Raw genomic sequence first — 17,851 nt, forward strand, 5'->3', positions numbered from 1 at the left:
CTGTCAGGAGTTGCGGGCACGGATTACTGCTTCGCGCTCAGCGGTGCCCCGCTCGCGCCGGGGCTGCGACGGCTTTGGGGTCGGGATGACCATCGGGGAGATGTCGACCACAGGCCGGCCATCGGGAACGGAGTTTCGGTTCTCGAAGGCGTCCTGAGAGGCGATCACATCCTCCACGGACTCCGGCACGTATGCCGTGCCGATCTGCGCCAGGTACACGAGGTGGCCAATGTCGTATGAGTGCGCCCGCATCACTTCGAGCTGACGCGCGGGGGTGTCGTCGTTGACGCCCTGGACGTCGCCATGGCCACTCGTCTTCGCACGTTCATACCGGCTGCCAGGACCGGTAAGTTCACCCTGCGACAGCGCCGCCCACTGCGCCGCCCTGATGCCCTCCAGAATCGGGACGAGGGGTCGCAGCTTGGTGTACGCCTCCGCGGCCTCCCCACCGGCCGTCAGCGCCTCGTCGGCAGTACGGACGGCCCCCAGCGCGACAACGTGCTTCTTAGCCTCCTTCAGGAGGTCAGAAAGCTGCGCTCCCAGCGCCTCCAGGATCTCCGCTCGGTACGCTTCCCGGAGCGTCTTCAGCACCGCACTGCCGGTGAAGTCCCGGTGCAGAGACTCCAGACGAATCCTTACGGCCCGCGCCCCACTGGCGCGGATGAACGCCGCCTGTGCGCGCTCTTCGACGTCAGCCGACCACGTACCGGTTGTGAGGTAATCCTCTACCGCCTCGTTGGCTACGCGCTGCGCCTCAGCCTCTGGGCTGTCGACGCGAGGAAGGGTGTTGAGGAGGTCCGCGACGCGCGCCTTGCGCTCGTGGTACTCCGCGATGGCGGGTACAGCCGCGTGGGCGGCCTCAAGCTGACCGTTCATGGTTGCCTCTCGAAATAGCTCAGCCCCCACCGGTCGGCAGGGGCTGTGTGATGTCTAGAAAGCTCTGTGCCTCTACTAGGCGGCCTCTTCGGCCCACTGGGTCGTCCAGTAGGCCGCCATCTCTGCTCGGCGCGTACGCACGCGCTCACGAGCGGGGGCAGGGTCAACCGCGTACCGTCGACGGGCCTCCGCGTTTGCGCATGACCGACACTGCCGTTTCAGGCCGCCCACACAGGTGAAGTCAACGTGGTAGTACTCCCTTGTGCGTGGCCAGTGTTGGCCGCAGGTGCGGCACGACGTCGCGGATGCCGAAGGTACGTCAGACATGGGGATCTCCTATTCGTCTCGCTCTCGCGCGTTCCCGCTGTGTCGGGTAAATGGGGGGAGCCGTCCCGAAGGACGGCTGAAGTCTGAGGCTCCGGCGGAGCCATCGACGGAACGCGCGGAGGAGAGTTCGCGGTCTACGTCGATGGCTGCCATGCCGGAGCCGTGCGCCGACGTCCCGTGCGAGAGGAGTCACGAGGCGGCGCAGCCAACAGGGCGTAGCTACTCTCTGTAGCAACCACCCGCGCACGTGCGGGCGCGCGAGAATAGCTCCCCTCATATGTGTTTTGGGGCGGGGGTGACGGTTTTTGGATCTTGGTCACCGAAGCGGCAAGGTGCCTGAACCCCAGGCGCCCCTAGCAAAATTCGCTCTGTCGACCACTCAGGGGGGTCTCAACTCTGTTACCTGATCGTGACGACGTGTCTCATACTGTGAGATATGCCGGCTCGACCGGGCTCCGGACCCTTGATCGCCACCCTCCCCGCCGGCTTACCGTGCGCCTACAGCGCCCCGTCAGGCATGGCCCGACGAGACGCGAAGCTCTAGAAGGGCCCTAGGGGGCGCTATGAGCACTTCGGTGGTCAGATTCACGTGCCCGCCACCCAGAGGCCCGTAGAACGGCTCTCAGGTATCTTCTCGCCCGTCGCTCGCCCCTCCGCCTCCATCGCGCCCGCGCGCGGGATCGACCCGACGTCGACGAGGTCCGCCTCCGCCCCGCCCGGAGAACCAAACTGAAGCCAAAATGCCAAACTAACTACCTGTTCCAGAAACCCCTAAAGGGGCCTATAGGGTTTATGAAGTAAGGGGTTAGTTTGACACTTTGGACACTTTGGCGCTCCAGGCGGTGACGGGGAGTGAGAATGAGCCACAAGAAGTGACACTCTGTATCTGAAGTCAAACTTCGACCCTGTTCCCAGAAGTGGTCAACAGCGCGGGGTGATCGCGCGTAGGTGCCGCAGTTTGGCCAGCAACTCAGCGGCCGGCCCGCGGAGGACGTCGACGAGGGCGAACGGGCATGCCGAAGGCCGGTCCCCACCGAGGCGGGCAACCGGCCTTTCGTCACAGCGAGTAGCAATCAGGCGGTCACGAACTCCACGTCGGGACGCATGCGCTGCGCCTCAGCGAGGCATGAGGCGTGAACCGGCCACCACGTGTGCCCCTCTTCGACGTTCTCCGCGTCGTCGTACTCCATCGACTCGCCGCAATGGCTGCACCCGCCGGTCTCTCCGCGGCACTCAGCGCACCACACATCACCGTCGTCGCCGACCACCGTGCGAATCGTCTGCACCTGGCCACAGACGCACGGGGCTGCGTTTTGCGGGCTCTGCGGCTCGTGCACGGGCATTCCGGCTGCCAGTGCCTCCGCGACGAGGACGAGGCCGACCGTGTCATGAAACTCCGTCGCCGCGCACCGGACGTAGACCGCGCTGAAGTCGGTCACGCGGTAGTCGTTGTGTGTGGCGAACGTGGCCGGCACTCCCAGTTCGTCCGCCACGCTGTAGGCGTAGGCCCGGAGATCGCTGACGTCGCCCTCGGAAGCGGTGGGACCGAGGACGAGCACGGAGTTGGCGGTCGGCGTCTCATCCGCGACATTCCGCACCACCACGTACATCTGTGTCGGGTCACAGAAGTACCATCCGCCGCCCGCCATCCGCAGCGTGCGGGAGTGAGGGAACGCGGGGTCGACGTCGGCCACAGAGGCGACGGGGACGCCAGGAAGGCGCTTCAGTATGTCGCCAGGGATGATCTCGATGCCGGGGACGGTGATCGTGGTGTATGCCATGATGGACACTCCTCGTGTAGGACGCAGCCCCGGTCTTCCGCCAAGTTGATGCGGGGCTGTGTCATGCTCCCGGGCTGCTCCCGGGTGGTTGACCACCCCTGAAGAATGACACACGGTTGCGAGGTGGTCAACCACCCTGGCAAGCTGTTGTCATGGCGAACATGCATAAGCACCCGGTCCGCGGTCTGCGCGGCATCGACGGAGATCTTTGGTCGGAGTTCGAAGCTGCGACCAAGGCTGGGGGGAGCGATCGCTCCGCCACTCTGAAGGAGTTCATGGAGTGGTTCACCGGCCGCTCTGACGATGCTCCGGAACGTCCGCCGGCCGGACCGTGGAGTGCGCCCCCTCCGGCCAAGTAGGCGCACACGAGAGCGGTCCCCGTCGAAAAGGACGAGGGCCGCTCTGTCATGTGGGTTAGGGGGCAGCCTGGAGCGCCGCTTCCTCCAGGGCGTCGGCCTCCGGGTCCGGCCTGACGATGTCGAACGAGAGCCGCTCCCCCACCGGCCGACGCCATCCCGTGGGAGGGCCGACCGTGACGCGCACGCATAGGTCAAGCATCATCTGACGTCGCTCCTCCGCATCGGAGGCGTGCCAGTCGTCGGCCCATGTGGTGTCCAGCTCGACCAATTCCTCCCGCGCGGGCACGATGGGCACCTTCTCCAGCTCCGCCAGCCGGTCCCCGATGCCGTTCATCTGCTCCATGATGATGTCGGCCGCAGCTCCACGCATGGAGGCCATGCGCGAGCCAAGCTCACGCAGGTTGTCCCGCAGCTCTTCGATCTCCGGGCGGTTGTCGACGCCAGCCACACGCACCGACTGCGTGCGCCGGAAGCGTGCGAAGCGCTTCAGGAACTGCTCTTCGACCCACGCCAGCGTCTCGTGTTTGTTGATTGCGGGGTATGCGACGCCCTCGGGGTGGGCTCCACTGTTGCAGCGGAAGACGGGGTTTCGCCCCCCATCCCGCGCCGTTCGGCTCCCTGAGTGCACGTTCGCCGCGCAGGCATAGCACACGAGCACACCTAGAAGTTCGTGCGCGTCCTTCCGACGAGGCGCAGCGAGCGCAGGAACGACACGCTCCTTCAGCTTCTCCTTCAGGAGCCGTTGCGTTGCGGCGTCGACGAGCGCATCCCCTTGCAGTGTGGGTGATCCGTCGGCATTCCGGATCGTCACGCCGTCCCGCGTGACGATGTGCCCCAGCACGATGTCAGACAGCAGCATTGACCGAACCGTAGTGCTCATCCACCGGCTTGACGGGTCCGCTTCTCGGTCTGCCAGCAGTGCCCGGTGGTTGGCAGGCGTGATCGCACCGGACTTGTTGAGCCACGTCGTGATGGCGGCGTACGAGGATCCGGCGATGCCGCGAGCGACAGCGGCCCGTCGAATGTCCGCGGTCTCTTTGTGCTCCCCCAGCCACCACCCCTCGTTCCCGTCGGGAAACACCTTGCGTACAGGCTCAAAGCCGTACGGCACGGGCCCACCAGTCCAGCGCCCCATCGACTGGAGGTGCGCCGCAGTCCCCTGGTTGCGCTCCATGATGGTTTGACCTTCGAGCTGGGCGGCGAAGGCGAGGATGAGCATGATCAGTTCGGACATGGGCGAGGTAAAGTCCAGCTCCAGCCGGTCCCCGCCCGGACCTGACGCGAACACGAGCCGCTTCCCGTGCTTTTTGGCGTACCGTCCTAGGTCCGCCATGTCAGCCATGGAGCGCACCGCACGATCAAGCCTTTGCCAGATCATGACGTCCCACTCGTCGGGCCGCTCAAGCCAGTACGACAGTTCCTCGCGCTCCCACGGCGTCGTCTTGAGTGCGGACACGTCGACGTCGTGGGCCCACCCGATGAAATCACCCCCTATCCGTCCAGCGGCGTGCGTGATCATGCCTTCCTGAACGTCAGGGGATGTGGTGGCGTCGTGGTACCGGCTGAGTCGGACTGCACCCACGATGCGCAGGGGTGCCTTGAAGGTGGCGGGAACTACTCCGCGCGGCTGCTCCATGCGTGTGAGGGTATCGCGTTATCTCGCACTGGCGGGTATCAACGCACACATCGGCCATGACCTGGCACTCGCGGTCGTGGACACCTGCCATGCGCTGCACTGCGCTCCGCCGGAGCTGGAGGACGAATTCGAGCAGGTGGGCGATCTCCTCGTGATGCTGGAGGAGCAGATCCGGGAGGATCTGATGCCGGGGCCCGATCTGCTGGAGGTCGCGGATCCGCTCACCCATCTGCTGGGATCGTGGAGCCTGGAGCGGGCCCGCGAGGCGGCGTGGTCGGCGACCCGGGTGCTGTGGCGGCTGCGCGATCTCCCGCTCCTCGCCGAGGAGTTCCGGCAGCGGATGGACGCGGGGGCCGGTCTGGTGGGGCGCTGTCTGCTCACTCCTTGCCGCTGACCGCGCCCCACCGGGTCCTCAGAAACCGTCGCCGTACCAGTGGACCGCTCCGGGCGCGGTGACCGTCGCCCGTACCGCCGCCGGGTCGGCCGGCAACGGACCGGCCATGCCCACGTGCTCCTCCCCCGCCACCGCGTACGTCGTCATCGGCCGCCGCGCCGCCTGCCTCGACTCGCCGGCCGACGCCGCCTCGTACATCGCCGGTTGCGCCGTCAGCAACGACGTCTCGGAGCGCGCCTTCCAACTGGAGGAGTCGACGACGTGATGGAGGTCGAGATCTCCGGCCTGGGCCGGCAGCGCAGCGTCTGCCGGCCCGCGTAACGCCGCTCAGTCCTCCGGAAGTTCAACCGGGGCGATGTCGTCGAAGACATCGCCGGGGCCGGGGTTCGTCGCGTCCGTGGCGCCGCCGAAGTGGTTCATCACACCCCATACGGCGTTGAGCGCGGTCTGCACGGCGCCCTCGGCCCACCCGGCCGTCCACGAGATGTCGTCGCCCGCGAGGAAGAGTCCCCGCTTGTCGGCGGGCAGCCGGTCCTGCATGAAGTGGGTGAACAGCCGCCGCTGGTAGCGGTAGTGGCCCGGCAGGTTGGCCTTGAACGCACCCATGAAATAGGGCTCGTTCTCCCAGGAGACCGTCACCGGGTTGCCGATGATGTGCTTCCTGATGTCGACGTTCGGGTAGATCTCGCCGAGCGACTTCAGCATCACTTCCATGCGCTCGTTCGGGGAGAGCGGCAGCCACTTCAGGCTGTCGTCGCACCAGGTGTACGAGAGGCAGATGACGGCCGGCTTGTCGGGCCCGTCGTCGAGAAGGTACGTGCCCCGGGTCATCCGGTCGGTGAGCGTCATCGACATGGTGTCGCGCCCGGTGGGAACCCCGTTGTCGTCAACGGCCTTGTCCAGCCAGAACGGCCGGTCGACGGGCACGAACAGCTTCGACGACTCCATGTAGTGGGTCCGCTCCATCGCCGTCCAGTGGTCGATGGGGAACAGCTCGTCGTCACAGGCGATCTTGGAGAGCAGCAGCCAGGACTGCCCTGTGAAGATCGCCGCCCGGAAGGTGCGGATGTCGCCGGTCGCGTCGGTGACGGTGATCCGGTTCCCGGCGGTACGGTGCAGCCGGGTCACGGCGGGACGGGGCTCCCCGTCGTGCAGCGAGGACAGCGAGGTACCGAGCGGCCAATGCACGATCTTCTGCGGTTCGCGGTCCCAGAGCCGCAGCGGGAGCTGCTGGCTGCCGCCGACGATGCCGCGGTGGTGGTCGTCGGCCTCGGTGTAGACGACCCGCAGGATCTCCAGGATGGAGTTGGGGAAGTCGGTGTCCCAGCCGCCGGTGCCGAACCCGACCTGGCCGAAGATCTCGCGGTGCCGGAACGACTTGAAGGCGTCGGAGGCGCAGAGGAAGCCGTAGAAGGTCTGGTTGTCGAGCTTCTCGACGAGCTTCGCCCAGATCTCCCGGATCCGCGGGACGTCGCGCTCGCGCATCGCCCGGTTCATGTCGGAGAAGTCGGCGCCCTCCTCAAGACACGCGTTCCAGGCGTCCATGACGTCGCGGTAGACCTGCGGCAGGTCGTCGATCGTCTCCGCGTAGTGCGACTCGCCCTTGAGGTCGACGACGGTCGACGGGGTGGCCGACGCGAGCGGGTTGGGGAACGGGCTGGTCTCCAGGCCCACCAGGTCGATGTAGTGCTGCAGCGCCGTGGACGACGGCGGGAAGCGCATCGCGCCCATCTCTGCGGTCAGTGAAGGGTCGCACCCGTCGAAGCCGACGGTACGCAGCCGGCCGCCTATCCGGTCCGCCTCGTAGACGACGGGCTTGAGGCCCATCTTCATCAGCTCGTACGCCGCCACGATGCCGGAGAGCCCGCCGCCGATGACCGCCACCTCGGCGCCGTGCTCGGTCGCCGGTATCTGCCCGAGCCCCGCGGGGTGCGCCAGGAAGTCGTCGTACGCGTAGGGGAAGTCCGGACCGAACATGGTGATCGGCGGCTGCGCGTCGGTGTGCTGGACGGCGTTGGGCACCGTGGACGTCATGGGGTGGGGACTCCTTACGGGGGCAGTGGAAGAGAAGGGCGCGGCGGGCTCAGACGAGGGAGCCGTACAGACCGGGGCGGCGGTCGCGCAGATACGGGTTGGCGGCGCGGGACGCAGTCAGGAACTCCGGGTCGACCTCGCCGACCACGAGCTCCTCGCCACGTCCTGCGCGGGTGCGTACCGTGCCGTCGGGACCCGCCAGACAGCTCAGCCCGACGAACTCGAACTCGCCTTCCGGACCAGTCCTGTTGACGTACGCGACATACATCTGGTTCTCGAAGGCGCGGACCGGCACGAGGGACTCGGGGACGAACTGGAAGGGGTGCATCTGCGCGGTCGGCACCAGCAACAGGTCGGTGGCGGCGAGGGCATGCGCCCGTACGTTCTCCGGGAACTCGACGTCGTAACAGATCATGATCCCGATGCGTACGCCGTCCAGTTCTGCCTGGACGACGGTCTGCTCGCCGGGGGTGAACCACTGCTGCTCGAAGCAGCCGAAGAGGTGGGTCTTGCGGTAGTTGGCAAGCCGGGCGCCGTCGGGGCCGATCAGTTGCGCGGAGTTGAAGATCAGCTCGTTCGCGCGCTCCGGGTACCCGTAGAGGACCGCGAGCCCGTGCCGTACAGCGATGGAGGCGACGGTCTGCGCGGAGGCGCCGTCGGCGGGCTCGGCCAGCAGGGGTACGTCGTCGCCGATGGCATACCCGGTCAGGAACAGCTCGGGACAGACGAGCAGCCGCGCCCCGGCGGCTGCCGCGCGCTCTGCCGCCTCGTCGAGGGCCTTGATGTTCTCGGCCACCGAGCCCGGACGTCCGGAGCTCTGGAGCAGGGCGGTGCGCAACGGCGGCATGGCTGACCTCGGGCAGTGCGGGCGGAGCGGGGACGTATAGACGGTACGGGCCGGTAATCCGGCCGGACAAGGCGCGAGCGTTGCGCGCCCACCGTCGATCCATTGCGCGATACGCCGGTCCGGCGGTGATTCGTTGCGTGGAGCGTCTGGGCAGGTCAGAGGGGTGATATCGGTCTCGCGTCGGAGTAGGTCCCCGCCGCGCGGCGGAGAGCGGACAGGGACCCTGGCGCGATGTGCGGCGGCGGTCCCGCCGGAAGAGTGGGAGTCGTCCGAGCGACTCCCGCTCCGCCCTACGGAAGGCCTGTCATGACCCGCATCGCGCACACCCGCACCCGGCTCGCCGCGATCGCAGCTGCGCTGCTGATCACCGCGAGCGCCGCCGGCTCGGCAGCGGCGCTCGGCGACTCCGTCCCCGGATCTGCGAGGGAGCAACGGGAAGCAGCCGCCCTGACCGGTACCGCGAAGCTGTACCGCCCGGCCGGGGACGACATCACCTTCACCTTCGACGCCCACCTCGCCGCGAAGGACAACATGCACCCGGAGCGGGCGTACGGCACCTTCCGCTTCCGCCACGTCTTCCCGAACGGCACGTCCGGCTGGGCCGAGGGCTCGGTGGACTGCCTGCTGACCGGCGGCAAGGTGGCCGTGGTCACCGGCGTCATCACGGCGACCGACATCGGCATCAAGGGCAAGCGGGTCGGCATGTCGGTCCACGACCTGGGCAGGCACGACCGGCTGGGGTACAGCTGGGTGAACCAGGAGGCGGAGGACCACCTGCCCCCATGCGTGTCCTCGGCCCCGTTCGAGAAAGTCGAGGCGGGCACCGGCGACTTCACGGTGCTGCCCTGGCACCCGGAGTACGAGCAGTAGAGCTGATGCCCGCCCGCAGGATCAGCCCGGCGTCCCCGAGGAGTACCGCCGCAGCAGCGGCGACAGCACCAGCACGGACTTGGTTCGCTCCACATAGGGCTCGCCCGCGATCCGCTCCAGCACCTGCTCGAAGTGGCGCATGTCGGCGGCGAAGACCTGGACGATCGCGTCGGCCTCCCCGGTGACCGTGGAGGCCGAGGCGATCTCGGGGTAGCGCGCCAGACCGCTTTTGATCGCTTCCGGGGAGGTGTTGCGGCTGCAGTAGATCTCGATGAAACCCTCGGTCTCCCAGCCGAGCGCCGCCGGGTCCACCCGTACGGTGAATCCGGTGATGGCCCCCTCCGCCCGCAACCGGTCGACCCGGCGTTTCACCGCAGGCGCGGACAGGCCGATGATCGCGCCGATGTCGGCGTAGGAGCGGCGGGCGTCCTCGGCAAGGGCGTGGACGATGCGTTCGTCGAGATCGTTCAGTCGCACTTCAGGTGGATCACTTCTCTGCGATGGCCGGTCGGGGCGTCGGCAGCACGGTGCCGCAACCGAAGTAGAACACGTGGTGGTGGGCGGGGCCGTACGGACGTCGGCACGGTGCAACGGTGGTAGGGGTGGAGTGCGTACCCGGCGAATGGAGCTCCGATGACCTGGCTGGACCCCGACCCCTTCCTGCGAGGTGTCGCCTGGCGGGACGGCGTGCGCCCGGTCCGGGCCGACCCGGCCGATCTGGCGCGGCTGCCGTGGGACACCGCGGAGCGGGCGCTGTTGCCGACCGGGATCCGGCTGGAGTTCCTGGCACCGGGAGCGCGTGCGGTGGAGATCCGCTACCGCGCCGCGGCCCGGGGTGTGGCGGACGTCCAAGCCGGGCTCTTCGCACTGTGGCAGGGCGGGCGGTGTGTCGCGGAGGTCCTTGTCGCGCCCGCCGAGGAGGCCGTCACCGTGATCGGACTCCCGCCGGGGGAAGGCCCGTTCACCGTCCATCCGCCGGAGACGCTGGGCCCGGCGATCCTGGGGCTGCGGGCGGTGGGCGGGGCGCTGCTGCCCGCCCCGGTGCGGCCGCGGTGGGTGGTCCACGGGGACTCGATCACCGAGGGCTGGTGGTCGACGCGCCCGGCCCACGCCTGGCCCGCCGTGGCGGGCCGCGCGCTGGGCCTCGACCCGGTCAACCTCGGGTACGCGGGTTCGGCGCGCGGGGAGTTGTGCGTCGCCGAGCAGATCGCCGGGCTCCCGGCCGACGTACTGACGCTGGCCTTCGGTACGAACTGCTGGTCGTCGGTACCGTTCTCGGCACCGCTGCTGTACGAAACGGTGCACGCCTTCGTCGCCCTGGTGCGCGCGGGCCACCCGGGGACGCCGATCCTGCTGGTCTCGCCGCTCCTGCGCCCGGACGCGGAGGACACCCCGAACGCCCTCGGAGCCACGCTGTCCGAGCTGCGGACGGCGCTGGAGCGGGCCGGCGCGAGCCTCATCCGGGCGGGGGACGCCCGGCTGTCGGTGCTGCCGGGACGGGATGTCCTGGGCCCGGAACACCTGATGGACGGCCTCCACCCGGACGACAGCGGCCACGCCCTGCTGGCGGCGGCGGTCGCAGATGCCCTCACCCCGTACGTACCCCTGGCAACGGAGAACGCCCGGGCCGCAACGGCGGCCCGGGCGCAGTCCTCGTGAACAACCTCACAGGGCGATACGCCTAGCTCCAACTGGCGTGCAGCGGCTTGCCCTCGGCGTAACCGGCGGCGCTCTGCACACCGACGACCGCCTTCTCGGCGAACTCCTCCAGGGACGCCGCACCGGCGTACGTGAAGGAGGAGCGGACGCCCGCGATGATCGAGTCGATCAGGTCCTCGACGCCGGGACGGGCCGGGTCCAGGAACATCCGCGAGGTGGAGATGCCCTCTTCGAAGAGCGCCTTGCGGGCCCGGTCGTACGCGGACTCGTCCGACGTACGGTTCTTCACGGCGCGCGCGGACGCCATGCCGAAGGACTCCTTGTAGTACCGGCCGTCGGCGGCCTGCTGGAGGTCGCCGGGCGACTCGTGCGTACCGGCGAACCAGGAGCCGATCATCACGTTGGACGCGCCCGCGGCGAGTGCCATGGCGACATCGCGCGGGTGGCGGACGCCGCCGTCCGCCCAGACGTGCTTGCCGTGCCTCTTCGCCTCGGCGGCGCACTCCAGCACCGCGGAGAACTGCGGCCGTCCGACACCGGTCATCATCCGCGTGGTGCACATGGCACCGGGGCCGACCCCGACCTTGATGATGTCCGCGCCGGCCTCGATGAGGTCGCGCACGCCCTCGGCGGCGACGACGTTGCCCGCGACGATCGGCACCTGCGGGTCGAGCGCCCGGACCGCGCGCACCGCGCTGATCATGGACTCCTGGTGGCCGTGCGCGGTGTCGACGACGAGCGTGTCGACGCCCGCGTCGAGGAGCTGCTTGGCCTTGCCCGCGACATCGCCGTTGATCCCGACGGCGGCGGCGATCCGCAGCCTGCCGTCGGCGTCGGTGGCCGGGGTGTAGAGCGTGGCGCGGAGCGCCGCCTTGCGGGTGAGGATGCCGACGAGCCGGCCGTCCGCGTCGACCGCGGGGGCGAGCTTGCGGTGGGCGCCGTCGAGCTTGTTGAACGCGTCGCGCGGGTCGATGTCCGCGTCGAGCAGCACGAGGTCCTTGGACATGACCACGGAGAGCTGGGTGAAGCGGTCGACGCCGGTCAGGTCGTGGTCGGTGACGACGCCGATCGGCCGCTGCTCCTCGTCGACGACGACACCCGCGCCGTGGGCACGCTTCGGGAGCAGGGACAGGGCGTCGGCGACCGTCTGGCCCGGGGCGAGCACGATCGGTGTGTCGAGCACGAGGTGGCGCGTCTTCACCCAGGAGATGACGTCGGTGACGACATCGATCGGGATGTCCTGCGGAATGACGACCAGACCGCCTCGGCGGGCGATCGTTTCGGCCATCCGGCGGCCCGCAATCGCCGTCATGTTGGCGACGACGAGCGGGATGGTGGTGCCGGTGCCGTCCGGCGAGGAGAGGTCGACCCCCTGGCGGGAACCGACCGCTGAGCGGCCCGGAACCATGAAGACATCGTCGTACGTGAGGTCGTACGGGACCGCGGGGGACTGTGTATAACGACCAGTGCCGGGTTCAAGAAAACGCATGACACTCATATTTTCACGCGAAACAGCGCAAGTCGCTGCCCCGAAGACACAGCAAATGACCCCCGCGTTCGTACGTTCCTCCAAGGAGCGAGGGCGGGAGCCCGGGGCAAGTGAAACCTGCCTTGTGCGGGGACCCTACCCGAATGACATGCGAACCATTCGTGATCATCTTCCCTGGACCTGATGACAAGGGGTCAGGTAGCTTCAAACGCGCAGGTCCCGCGGGTCACGACGACGTCCCGGGGAACAGGCGGAACGGCCCCAACTTCCGTCATACGTACGACCGGAGAGGATCCAGACCCGCCCGTGGAGAACGAACTGCCGGACATCTACTGCCCGTTCCCGCCGCGGACGAATCCGCACGTCGCGCACACCCGCGAACATCTCGCCAACTGGACGCGCAACACCGGTCTGGTGCAACGCGATTCAGCCAGGGAGCGCTTCGAGCAAGCCGACTTCGGCGCCTTCGTCGGCATGGTGCACCCGACCGCGAATGAGCACGATCTCGACCTCGTCGCCGACTGGTTCGTGTGGCTGTTCCTCGTCGACGACCAGCTCGACGACGGCCATCTCGGCCGCAGCCCGGAGCGGGTGCGGGACGTGGTCGCCCTGATGCGCAGCGTGGTCGAGGGCACCGGTACCGGCCCACTGTCGGACGAGGACCTCCCGGCCGCCGTGGTCGCCCTGGCCGACCTGTGGAAACGTACGACGCCCAACGCGGCGGCGCACTGGCTCCGGCGCTTCGCCTGGCACCTGGTCACCTACCTCACCACGGCCACCACCTGGGAGGCGGGGAACCGGGCGAACGGTGTCGTGCCGTCCGAGGAGACCTACATCGCCAACCGGCGGCACAGCGGCGCGATACACGTCTGCATGGACCTGATCGAGATCGTGGCCGGCATCGAGGCGCCCGAGTCGATCCACAACGACCCCCGGTTCATCGTCGCCGTGGAAGCCTCGTGCAACGTCGTGTGCTGGGCCAACGACGTGTACTCGTACGAGAAGGAACAGGTGCTCGGCGAGATCCACAACCTCGTCCATCTGGTCCGGCACCACCGCGGTTACGGAAAGCAGCAGGCGCTCGAACACGTCTGCGCGGAGATCGCCACCGAGACCGAGCGCTTCCTGGCGGCCGAGGCCGAACTGCTCCTGACCTATCCCCAGCTGTCCGGGACACTCCTCCCGTACCTGGACGGGATGCGGAGCTGGATGCGCGGCAATCTGGACTGGACACAGCAGACACCCCGCTACAACCCGGCCGACGTCAGCCAGTACAAGGCGCCGGAGCAGTACCTGGAGGCGACGGTCCTGGGCATCGGAGCGGAACCCGCCGACTGCGGGGCCGAGGGACGCGTCGGCTGAGGATCACGCAGAAAAGAGCAGACCGTACGGAGAAAGCCGGGTGCGCGTGCCGCACCCGGCTTTCCTCCTGACTGACGACAACGCGGCAGATGTGCGTGCCCAGCCCCGCGACGCCGCCTCCCATGGGCCGGTCGGTCTAAGCACCGTCCGGGTCGGCGCGCTCCAGCGCGGGCCGCTGCGGCGCCGCCGACTCCGTCAGCAGATAGTCGGCAGCGGCCGTGTCCGTCACCAGGCTGGTGACCAGACCGGACCGCAGGACCGCCCCGATCGCCGCCGCCTTGCGCTGGCCGCCCGCGATCGCCACCACCTCGGGGATCCGGCGCAGCCGGTCCGCCTCGACCGTGATGCACCGCTCCCCCAGGTCGCGGCCGACCCGGCGCCCCTGCGTGTCGAAGAGGTGGGCGGACATCTCGGCGGCGACGCCCAGCGACGCGTAGTGCGCCCGCTCCTCGTCCGTGAGCATGTCGTGGACGGTGGAGATACCCGGCTCCCACGAGCCGATGGAGACCGCGGCGACCGTCACCTTGTCGAAGTATTCGAAGGCACGGGCGATGCCGGTCTGGTGACGCAGCGCGGCGGCCGTGGCCGGGTCGGGCAGCAGCATCGGCGCATAGATCGGGTGGGCCTCGCCGCCGGACACCTGGGCGGCCCTGCGGACCGCCTCGACCGAGCCGCGCTCGGCCGTTCCCGCGTCGTACACCCCGGTCAGCTGGACGACCGTGCACGGCGGCAGCCGGTCGAGGGCCGCCGCCATGTGAATGGTGGACCGGCCCCAGGCCAGGCCCAGCACATCACCCTCGTTCACCAGTTCGCCCAGAAGGTCGGCCGCGACCTCGCCCAGATTCTCCGGGTCCGGGGCGTCGTCCTCCTCCTCTGCCGGCGATTCGACGACGACTGCGTGCCGCAGCCCGTAGCGGGCCCGCAGCGCGTCGGAGCGCTCCGCGTCCAGTTCTGCGGGGACCCGGATCTCGATCCGTACGAGGTCACGCTCAAGGGCCGTCTCCAGGACCCGGGCCACCTTGAAGCGGCTGACGCCGAACTCTTCGGCGATCTGGATCTTCGACTTCCCCTCAAGGTAGAAGCGACGGGCCATGGCCGCCGCCTGCACCAGCTCCGCGGGCCCCATCCGCAGGGCGGACCTGCCCGCCGACATTGCAGACACCGCGATCTCCTCACTGCTGTTCACACGCTCGATACGCCGTTCATCCTGTCAGATACGGCAATCCTTGATCGGTCCCGTCGGACCGCGTTCATCTGCACGTGGCCGAGCCGACCGACAATCGGGGGCCGGAGTCGGTGCCGCAATCCCTGCCGACGTCCCCGTCGGCTTCAGTGGTTGCACGCCCAGGCCGCCGAGGCGATCGTCCCGTCCGCCTTGGCGCGCAGGGCGCGTACCGCCTCGGCCGGGTCATTGGCCCCGTACACCGCCGAGCCGGCGACGAAGACGTCCGCACCGGCCTCGGCGCACCGCTCGATGGTGGATTCCGAGACGCCACCGTCGACCTGCAGCCACAGCTCCAGACCGTGCTTGGAGATCAGCTCACGGGTGCGGCGGATCTTCGGCAGCATGATGTCGAGGAAGGCCTGGCCGCCGAAGCCCGGCTCCACCGTCATGATCAGCAGCATGTCGAGCTCGGGGAGCAGGTCCTCGTACGGCTCGATGGGCGTCGCCGGCTTGAGCGCCATCGAGGCGCGGGCGCCCTTGGCCCGGATCTCCCGCGCCAGCCGTACGGGCGCTGCCGCGGCCTCCACGTGGAAGGTGACGGAACCGGCACCCGCCTCGACATACTGCGGCGCCCAGCGGTCCGGGTCCTCGATCATCAGATGGCAGTCCAGCGGCGTCTCCGTGGCCCGGCTGAGCGATTCCACGATCGGCACGCCGAGGGTCAGGTTGGGCACGAAGTGGTTGTCCATCACATCGACGTGGAGCCAGTCGGCGCCTTCGACGGCTGTCGCCTCCGCGGCGAGCCGGGCGAAGTCGGCGGACAGGATGCTCGGGTTGATCTGGGCCATGTGCCAAGCCTGCCACGTTCCGCGGCACTTCCCTGCCTCGGTGCGCCCCAAAGCCTCACGGGATCATTACAGTTCGCGCAATCCCGGCGATTCGGCCCGCGCCGAGGGCCCGGAAGGTCGCCGTCAGGCCGTACGACGCAACAGCGCGAGGTACATCGCGTCCGTGCCGTGCAGATGCGGCCACAGCTGGACGTCGGGTCCGTCGCCCAGCGCGGGCACACCCGGCATCAGCGGACGCGCATCCACCCACTCCGCCTCGACCGGCTCACCGCCGCGTCCCTTGAGTACGTCCTCGACCACCACCCTGGTCTCCGCGAGATGCGGCGAGCAGGTCGCGTAACCGACGACGCCGCCGACCCGCACGGCCTTCAACGCCTCCCGCAGCAGACCGCGTTGGAGCGGCGCGAAGTTCTCCAGGTCCTCGGCGCGGCGGCGCCAGCGGGACTCCGGGCGGCGGCGCAGCGCGCCGAGGCCGGAGCACGGTACGTCCATCAGGACCCGGTCGAAGACGCCGGGCTGCCACGGCGGGCGGGTGCCGTCGGCGGTGATCACCTGGTACGGGCCGGGGTTGCCGGCCAGCGCCCGCTCCACGAGACGGGCCCGGTGCGGCTGCTTCTCGGCGGCCAGCAGCGCGGCTCCGCGTTCGGCGGCGAGGGCAGCGAGCAGGGCGGCCTTGCCACCCGGTCCGGCGCACCCGTCGAGCCAGCGGCTGTCGCTGCCCTCCACCGGCGCGTTGGCGAGGGCGGCGGCCACCAGCTGGCTGCCCTCGTCCTGGACCCCGGCGCGGCCCTCCTGCACGGCGCCCAGGGCGCCGGGCTCGCCGCCCTCCGCCATCCGCACGGCATAGGGCGACCAGCGGCCGGGGAGGCCGTTCTCGTCGCCGAGGGCCGTGAGCAGCTCCTCGGTGGTGGAGCGGCCGGGGCGGGCGACGAGGGTGACCTCGGGTCGCTCGTTGTCGGCTTCGAGGAGGTCCTCGATCCCGGCGCGGCCGCCGCCCAGCGCATCCCAGAGCGCGGAGACGATCCAGCGCGGATGCGAGTGCACGACCGCCAGGTGGTCCTCGGCGTCCTCGTCGTACGACGGGGCGACGCGCGCCACCCAGCCGTCGAGGTCGTCCGCGGCGACCTTCCGCAGCACGGCGTTGACGAATTTGGCGCGCCCCTCGCCGAGCACCACCCGGGCCAGCTCCACGCTGGCGGAGACCGCGGCGTGGGTGGGGATACGGGTGCCGAGCAGCTGGTGCACGCCCATGTTGAGCACGTCGAGAACCGGCGGGTCGACCTCCCGCAGCGGCCGGTCGATGCAGGCCGCGACGATCGCGTCGTACGTGCCCTGGCGGCGCAGCGTCCCATAGACCAGTTCGGTCGCCAGCGCCGCGTCCCTGGCGTCGAAATCGCCCTTGGCGCGTGCCTTCTTCAGCAGCGGGGGCAGGACGAGGTTGGCGTACGCGTCGCGTTCGTCGACGGCCCTGAGCGCCTCGAAGGCGAGGAACCGGACCGGGTCCTTCTGGGGCCGGCGATGCGGCTTGGCGGGACGGCGACGCTGCTGGTCGTTCACGTGAAAGGTGCTCCGCTGATGGTGAGGGGCGAATCCTCCCAGCGTAATCCCTCCGTACCGGGACAGTGGCTCAGTGAGCTGCCGGGACGCCTTGCTCAGGGCATCGGTGGTAACCGATCATGGGTGGATGAGACCCGCGGTGCATGCGTTCGTCGCCGATGGCCCACTGCCCGACTGGGACGCGAGCGAGGAGGAGATCGACAGGCGGGACAAGCAGCTGGTGGCCATCTCCCGACCGGTTACGGCGGAGGAGGCGAAGGCGCTGGTGGCCTGCTTCGGGCCCGACGACTGCTACGGCGTCGCCTGGTCGCTGCTGCACCTCATCGAGACCGGTCCGAACCCGGTGCTGACCGCCGAGCCCGACCCCAGCGCCAATGAGTGGCACCGCACGCTCTGGAAACGGGCCGTGAACGGTGGCCTCGTCCCCCGGTAACGCGACCGCCCAGCACCGGCCCCGGTCTCTGCCATACCCCCGAGGCACTTCGGTCGGCGGGCCGCTCCGCGATCCGGCCCGATCCGAACGGAAGCCCCTAGGGCCTGTTCTGAGTTCCCCGTCGTCCGCGCGAAGCGCGGGCGCAGCGGTGGTCGGTGCGTGCGATCGGCGTGCGGTGTCGCAGGTCATGTGGCGGAGCCACCGGTCCTGCGGC

At 69.2% G+C, this 17,851-nt stretch carries 14 protein-coding genes and 2 pseudogenes; 6 read left to right on the forward strand and 10 right to left on the reverse strand.

Going from position 1 to position 17,851, the window contains the following annotated elements; genetic code table 11:
* Positions 1-3: 3 nt before the first annotated feature.
* The 3 genes from AB0915_RS22020 to AB0915_RS22030 form a co-directional block, all read right to left on the reverse strand.
* Positions 4-906: a hypothetical protein gene (locus AB0915_RS22020; RefSeq protein WP_366692695.1), complete on the reverse strand. Its 903-nt coding sequence runs from the start codon at positions 904-906 to the stop codon at positions 4-6.
* A gap of 1,370 nt (positions 907-2,276) precedes the next feature.
* The gene (locus tag AB0915_RS22025; protein ID WP_366692696.1) at positions 2,277-2,984 is read right to left on the reverse strand and encodes a hypothetical protein; all 708 of its coding nucleotides are present in this window, start codon (positions 2,982-2,984) and stop codon (positions 2,277-2,279) included.
* 414 nt (positions 2,985-3,398) lie between these two features.
* Positions 3,399-4,979 (reverse strand): recombinase family protein, encoded by a 1,581-nt coding sequence (locus tag AB0915_RS22030; RefSeq protein WP_366692697.1) that lies wholly within the window; start codon positions 4,977-4,979, stop codon positions 3,399-3,401.
* A 25-nt stretch (positions 4,980-5,004) separates the two neighbouring features.
* On the opposite strand from AB0915_RS22030, the pseudogene AB0915_RS22035 reads away from it, so the two are divergent.
* Positions 5,005-5,373: pseudogene (locus tag AB0915_RS22035) on the forward strand (DUF5995 family protein); the annotation flags it as partial.
* A gap of 139 nt (positions 5,374-5,512) precedes the next feature.
* Positions 5,513-5,629: pseudogene (locus tag AB0915_RS22040) on the forward strand (fumarylacetoacetate hydrolase family protein); the annotation flags it as partial.
* Positions 5,630-5,700: 71 nt separating this feature from the next.
* Here AB0915_RS22040 and AB0915_RS22045 read toward each other — a convergent pair.
* Together AB0915_RS22045 and AB0915_RS22050 are read right to left on the reverse strand one after the other, a co-directional pair.
* Positions 5,701-7,407 (reverse strand): NAD(P)/FAD-dependent oxidoreductase, encoded by a 1,707-nt coding sequence (locus tag AB0915_RS22045; protein WP_366692698.1) that lies wholly within the window; start codon positions 7,405-7,407, stop codon positions 5,701-5,703.
* Positions 7,408-7,456: 49 nt separating this feature from the next.
* Positions 7,457-8,254, reverse strand: coding sequence for a carbon-nitrogen hydrolase family protein (locus AB0915_RS22050; protein WP_366692699.1), 798 nt, complete (start codon positions 8,252-8,254; stop codon positions 7,457-7,459).
* 306 nt (positions 8,255-8,560) lie between these two features.
* On the opposite strand from AB0915_RS22050, the gene AB0915_RS22055 reads away from it, so the two are divergent.
* Positions 8,561-9,124 (forward strand): Repetin, encoded by a 564-nt coding sequence (locus tag AB0915_RS22055; protein ID WP_366692700.1) that lies wholly within the window; start codon positions 8,561-8,563, stop codon positions 9,122-9,124.
* A 21-nt stretch (positions 9,125-9,145) separates the two neighbouring features.
* On the opposite strand, the gene AB0915_RS22060 is transcribed toward AB0915_RS22055, so the two are convergent.
* Complete coding sequence (locus tag AB0915_RS22060) at positions 9,146-9,601, reverse strand: Lrp/AsnC family transcriptional regulator (protein ID WP_266987999.1); 456 nt, start codon at positions 9,599-9,601, stop codon at positions 9,146-9,148.
* A 156-nt stretch (positions 9,602-9,757) separates the two neighbouring features.
* Here AB0915_RS22060 and AB0915_RS22065 point away from each other — a divergent pair, with 156 nt between their 5' ends.
* Positions 9,758-10,783 (forward strand): GDSL-type esterase/lipase family protein, encoded by a 1,026-nt coding sequence (locus tag AB0915_RS22065; protein ID WP_366692701.1) that lies wholly within the window; start codon positions 9,758-9,760, stop codon positions 10,781-10,783.
* Positions 10,784-10,805: 22 nt separating this feature from the next.
* On the opposite strand, the gene AB0915_RS22070 is transcribed toward AB0915_RS22065, so the two are convergent.
* Entirely contained in the window at positions 10,806-12,272 is a 1,467-nt protein-coding gene (locus AB0915_RS22070) for a GuaB1 family IMP dehydrogenase-related protein (RefSeq protein WP_366692702.1), read from the reverse strand.
* Between the two features lie 306 nt (positions 12,273-12,578).
* Between AB0915_RS22070 and AB0915_RS22075 the strand changes: the two genes are divergently transcribed.
* Positions 12,579-13,634 (forward strand): terpene cyclase, encoded by a 1,056-nt coding sequence (locus AB0915_RS22075; protein WP_366692703.1) that lies wholly within the window; start codon positions 12,579-12,581, stop codon positions 13,632-13,634.
* 136 nt (positions 13,635-13,770) lie between these two features.
* Here the strand turns inward: AB0915_RS22075 and AB0915_RS22080 are convergent, their stop codons facing one another.
* From AB0915_RS22080 to AB0915_RS22090, 3 genes are all read right to left on the reverse strand, one after another.
* Positions 13,771-14,787: a sugar-binding domain-containing protein gene (locus AB0915_RS22080; protein WP_358861707.1), complete on the reverse strand. Its 1,017-nt coding sequence runs from the start codon at positions 14,785-14,787 to the stop codon at positions 13,771-13,773.
* Between the two features lie 176 nt (positions 14,788-14,963).
* Positions 14,964-15,647: a ribulose-phosphate 3-epimerase gene (rpe, locus tag AB0915_RS22085; protein WP_366692704.1), complete on the reverse strand. Its 684-nt coding sequence runs from the start codon at positions 15,645-15,647 to the stop codon at positions 14,964-14,966.
* Between the two features lie 123 nt (positions 15,648-15,770).
* Positions 15,771-17,204, reverse strand: a complete 1,434-nt coding sequence (locus AB0915_RS22090) for a transcription antitermination factor NusB (protein WP_366692705.1) — start codon at positions 17,202-17,204, stop codon at positions 15,771-15,773.
* 127 nt (positions 17,205-17,331) lie between these two features.
* Here AB0915_RS22090 and AB0915_RS22095 point away from each other — a divergent pair, with 127 nt between their 5' ends.
* Positions 17,332-17,637, forward strand: a complete 306-nt coding sequence (locus AB0915_RS22095) for a hypothetical protein (RefSeq protein ID WP_366692706.1) — start codon at positions 17,332-17,334, stop codon at positions 17,635-17,637.
* Positions 17,638-17,851: the final 214 nt, after the last annotated feature.

This window comes from Streptomyces sp. NPDC048411, from assembly GCF_040704695.1.
Lineage (GTDB): Bacteria > Actinomycetota > Actinomycetes > Streptomycetales > Streptomycetaceae > Streptomyces.

Bases quoted from the DNA above. Each gene is read 5' to 3' on its own strand.
- AB0915_RS22030 (WP_366692697.1), bottom strand. From the start codon at position 4,979: ATGGAGCAGCCGCGCGGAGTAGTTCCCGCCACCTTCAAGGCACCCCTG.
- AB0915_RS22070 (WP_366692702.1), bottom strand. From the start codon at position 12,272: ATGCGTTTTCTTGAACCCGGCACTGGTCGTTATACACAGTCCCCCGCG.
- AB0915_RS22095 (WP_366692706.1), top strand. From the start codon at position 17,332: ATGAGACCCGCGGTGCATGCGTTCGTCGCCGATGGCCCACTGCCCGAC.
- AB0915_RS22045 (WP_366692698.1), bottom strand. From the start codon at position 7,407: ATGACGTCCACGGTGCCCAACGCCGTCCAGCACACCGACGCGCAGCCG.
- AB0915_RS22055 (WP_366692700.1), top strand. From the start codon at position 8,561: ATGACCCGCATCGCGCACACCCGCACCCGGCTCGCCGCGATCGCAGCT.
- AB0915_RS22050 (WP_366692699.1), bottom strand. From the start codon at position 8,254: ATGCCGCCGTTGCGCACCGCCCTGCTCCAGAGCTCCGGACGTCCGGGC.
- rpe (WP_366692704.1), bottom strand. From the start codon at position 15,647: ATGGCCCAGATCAACCCGAGCATCCTGTCCGCCGACTTCGCCCGGCTC.
- AB0915_RS22065 (WP_366692701.1), top strand. From the start codon at position 9,758: ATGACCTGGCTGGACCCCGACCCCTTCCTGCGAGGTGTCGCCTGGCGG.
- AB0915_RS22080 (WP_358861707.1), bottom strand. From the start codon at position 14,787: ATGTCGGCGGGCAGGTCCGCCCTGCGGATGGGGCCCGCGGAGCTGGTG.
- AB0915_RS22025 (WP_366692696.1), bottom strand. From the start codon at position 2,984: ATGGCATACACCACGATCACCGTCCCCGGCATCGAGATCATCCCTGGC.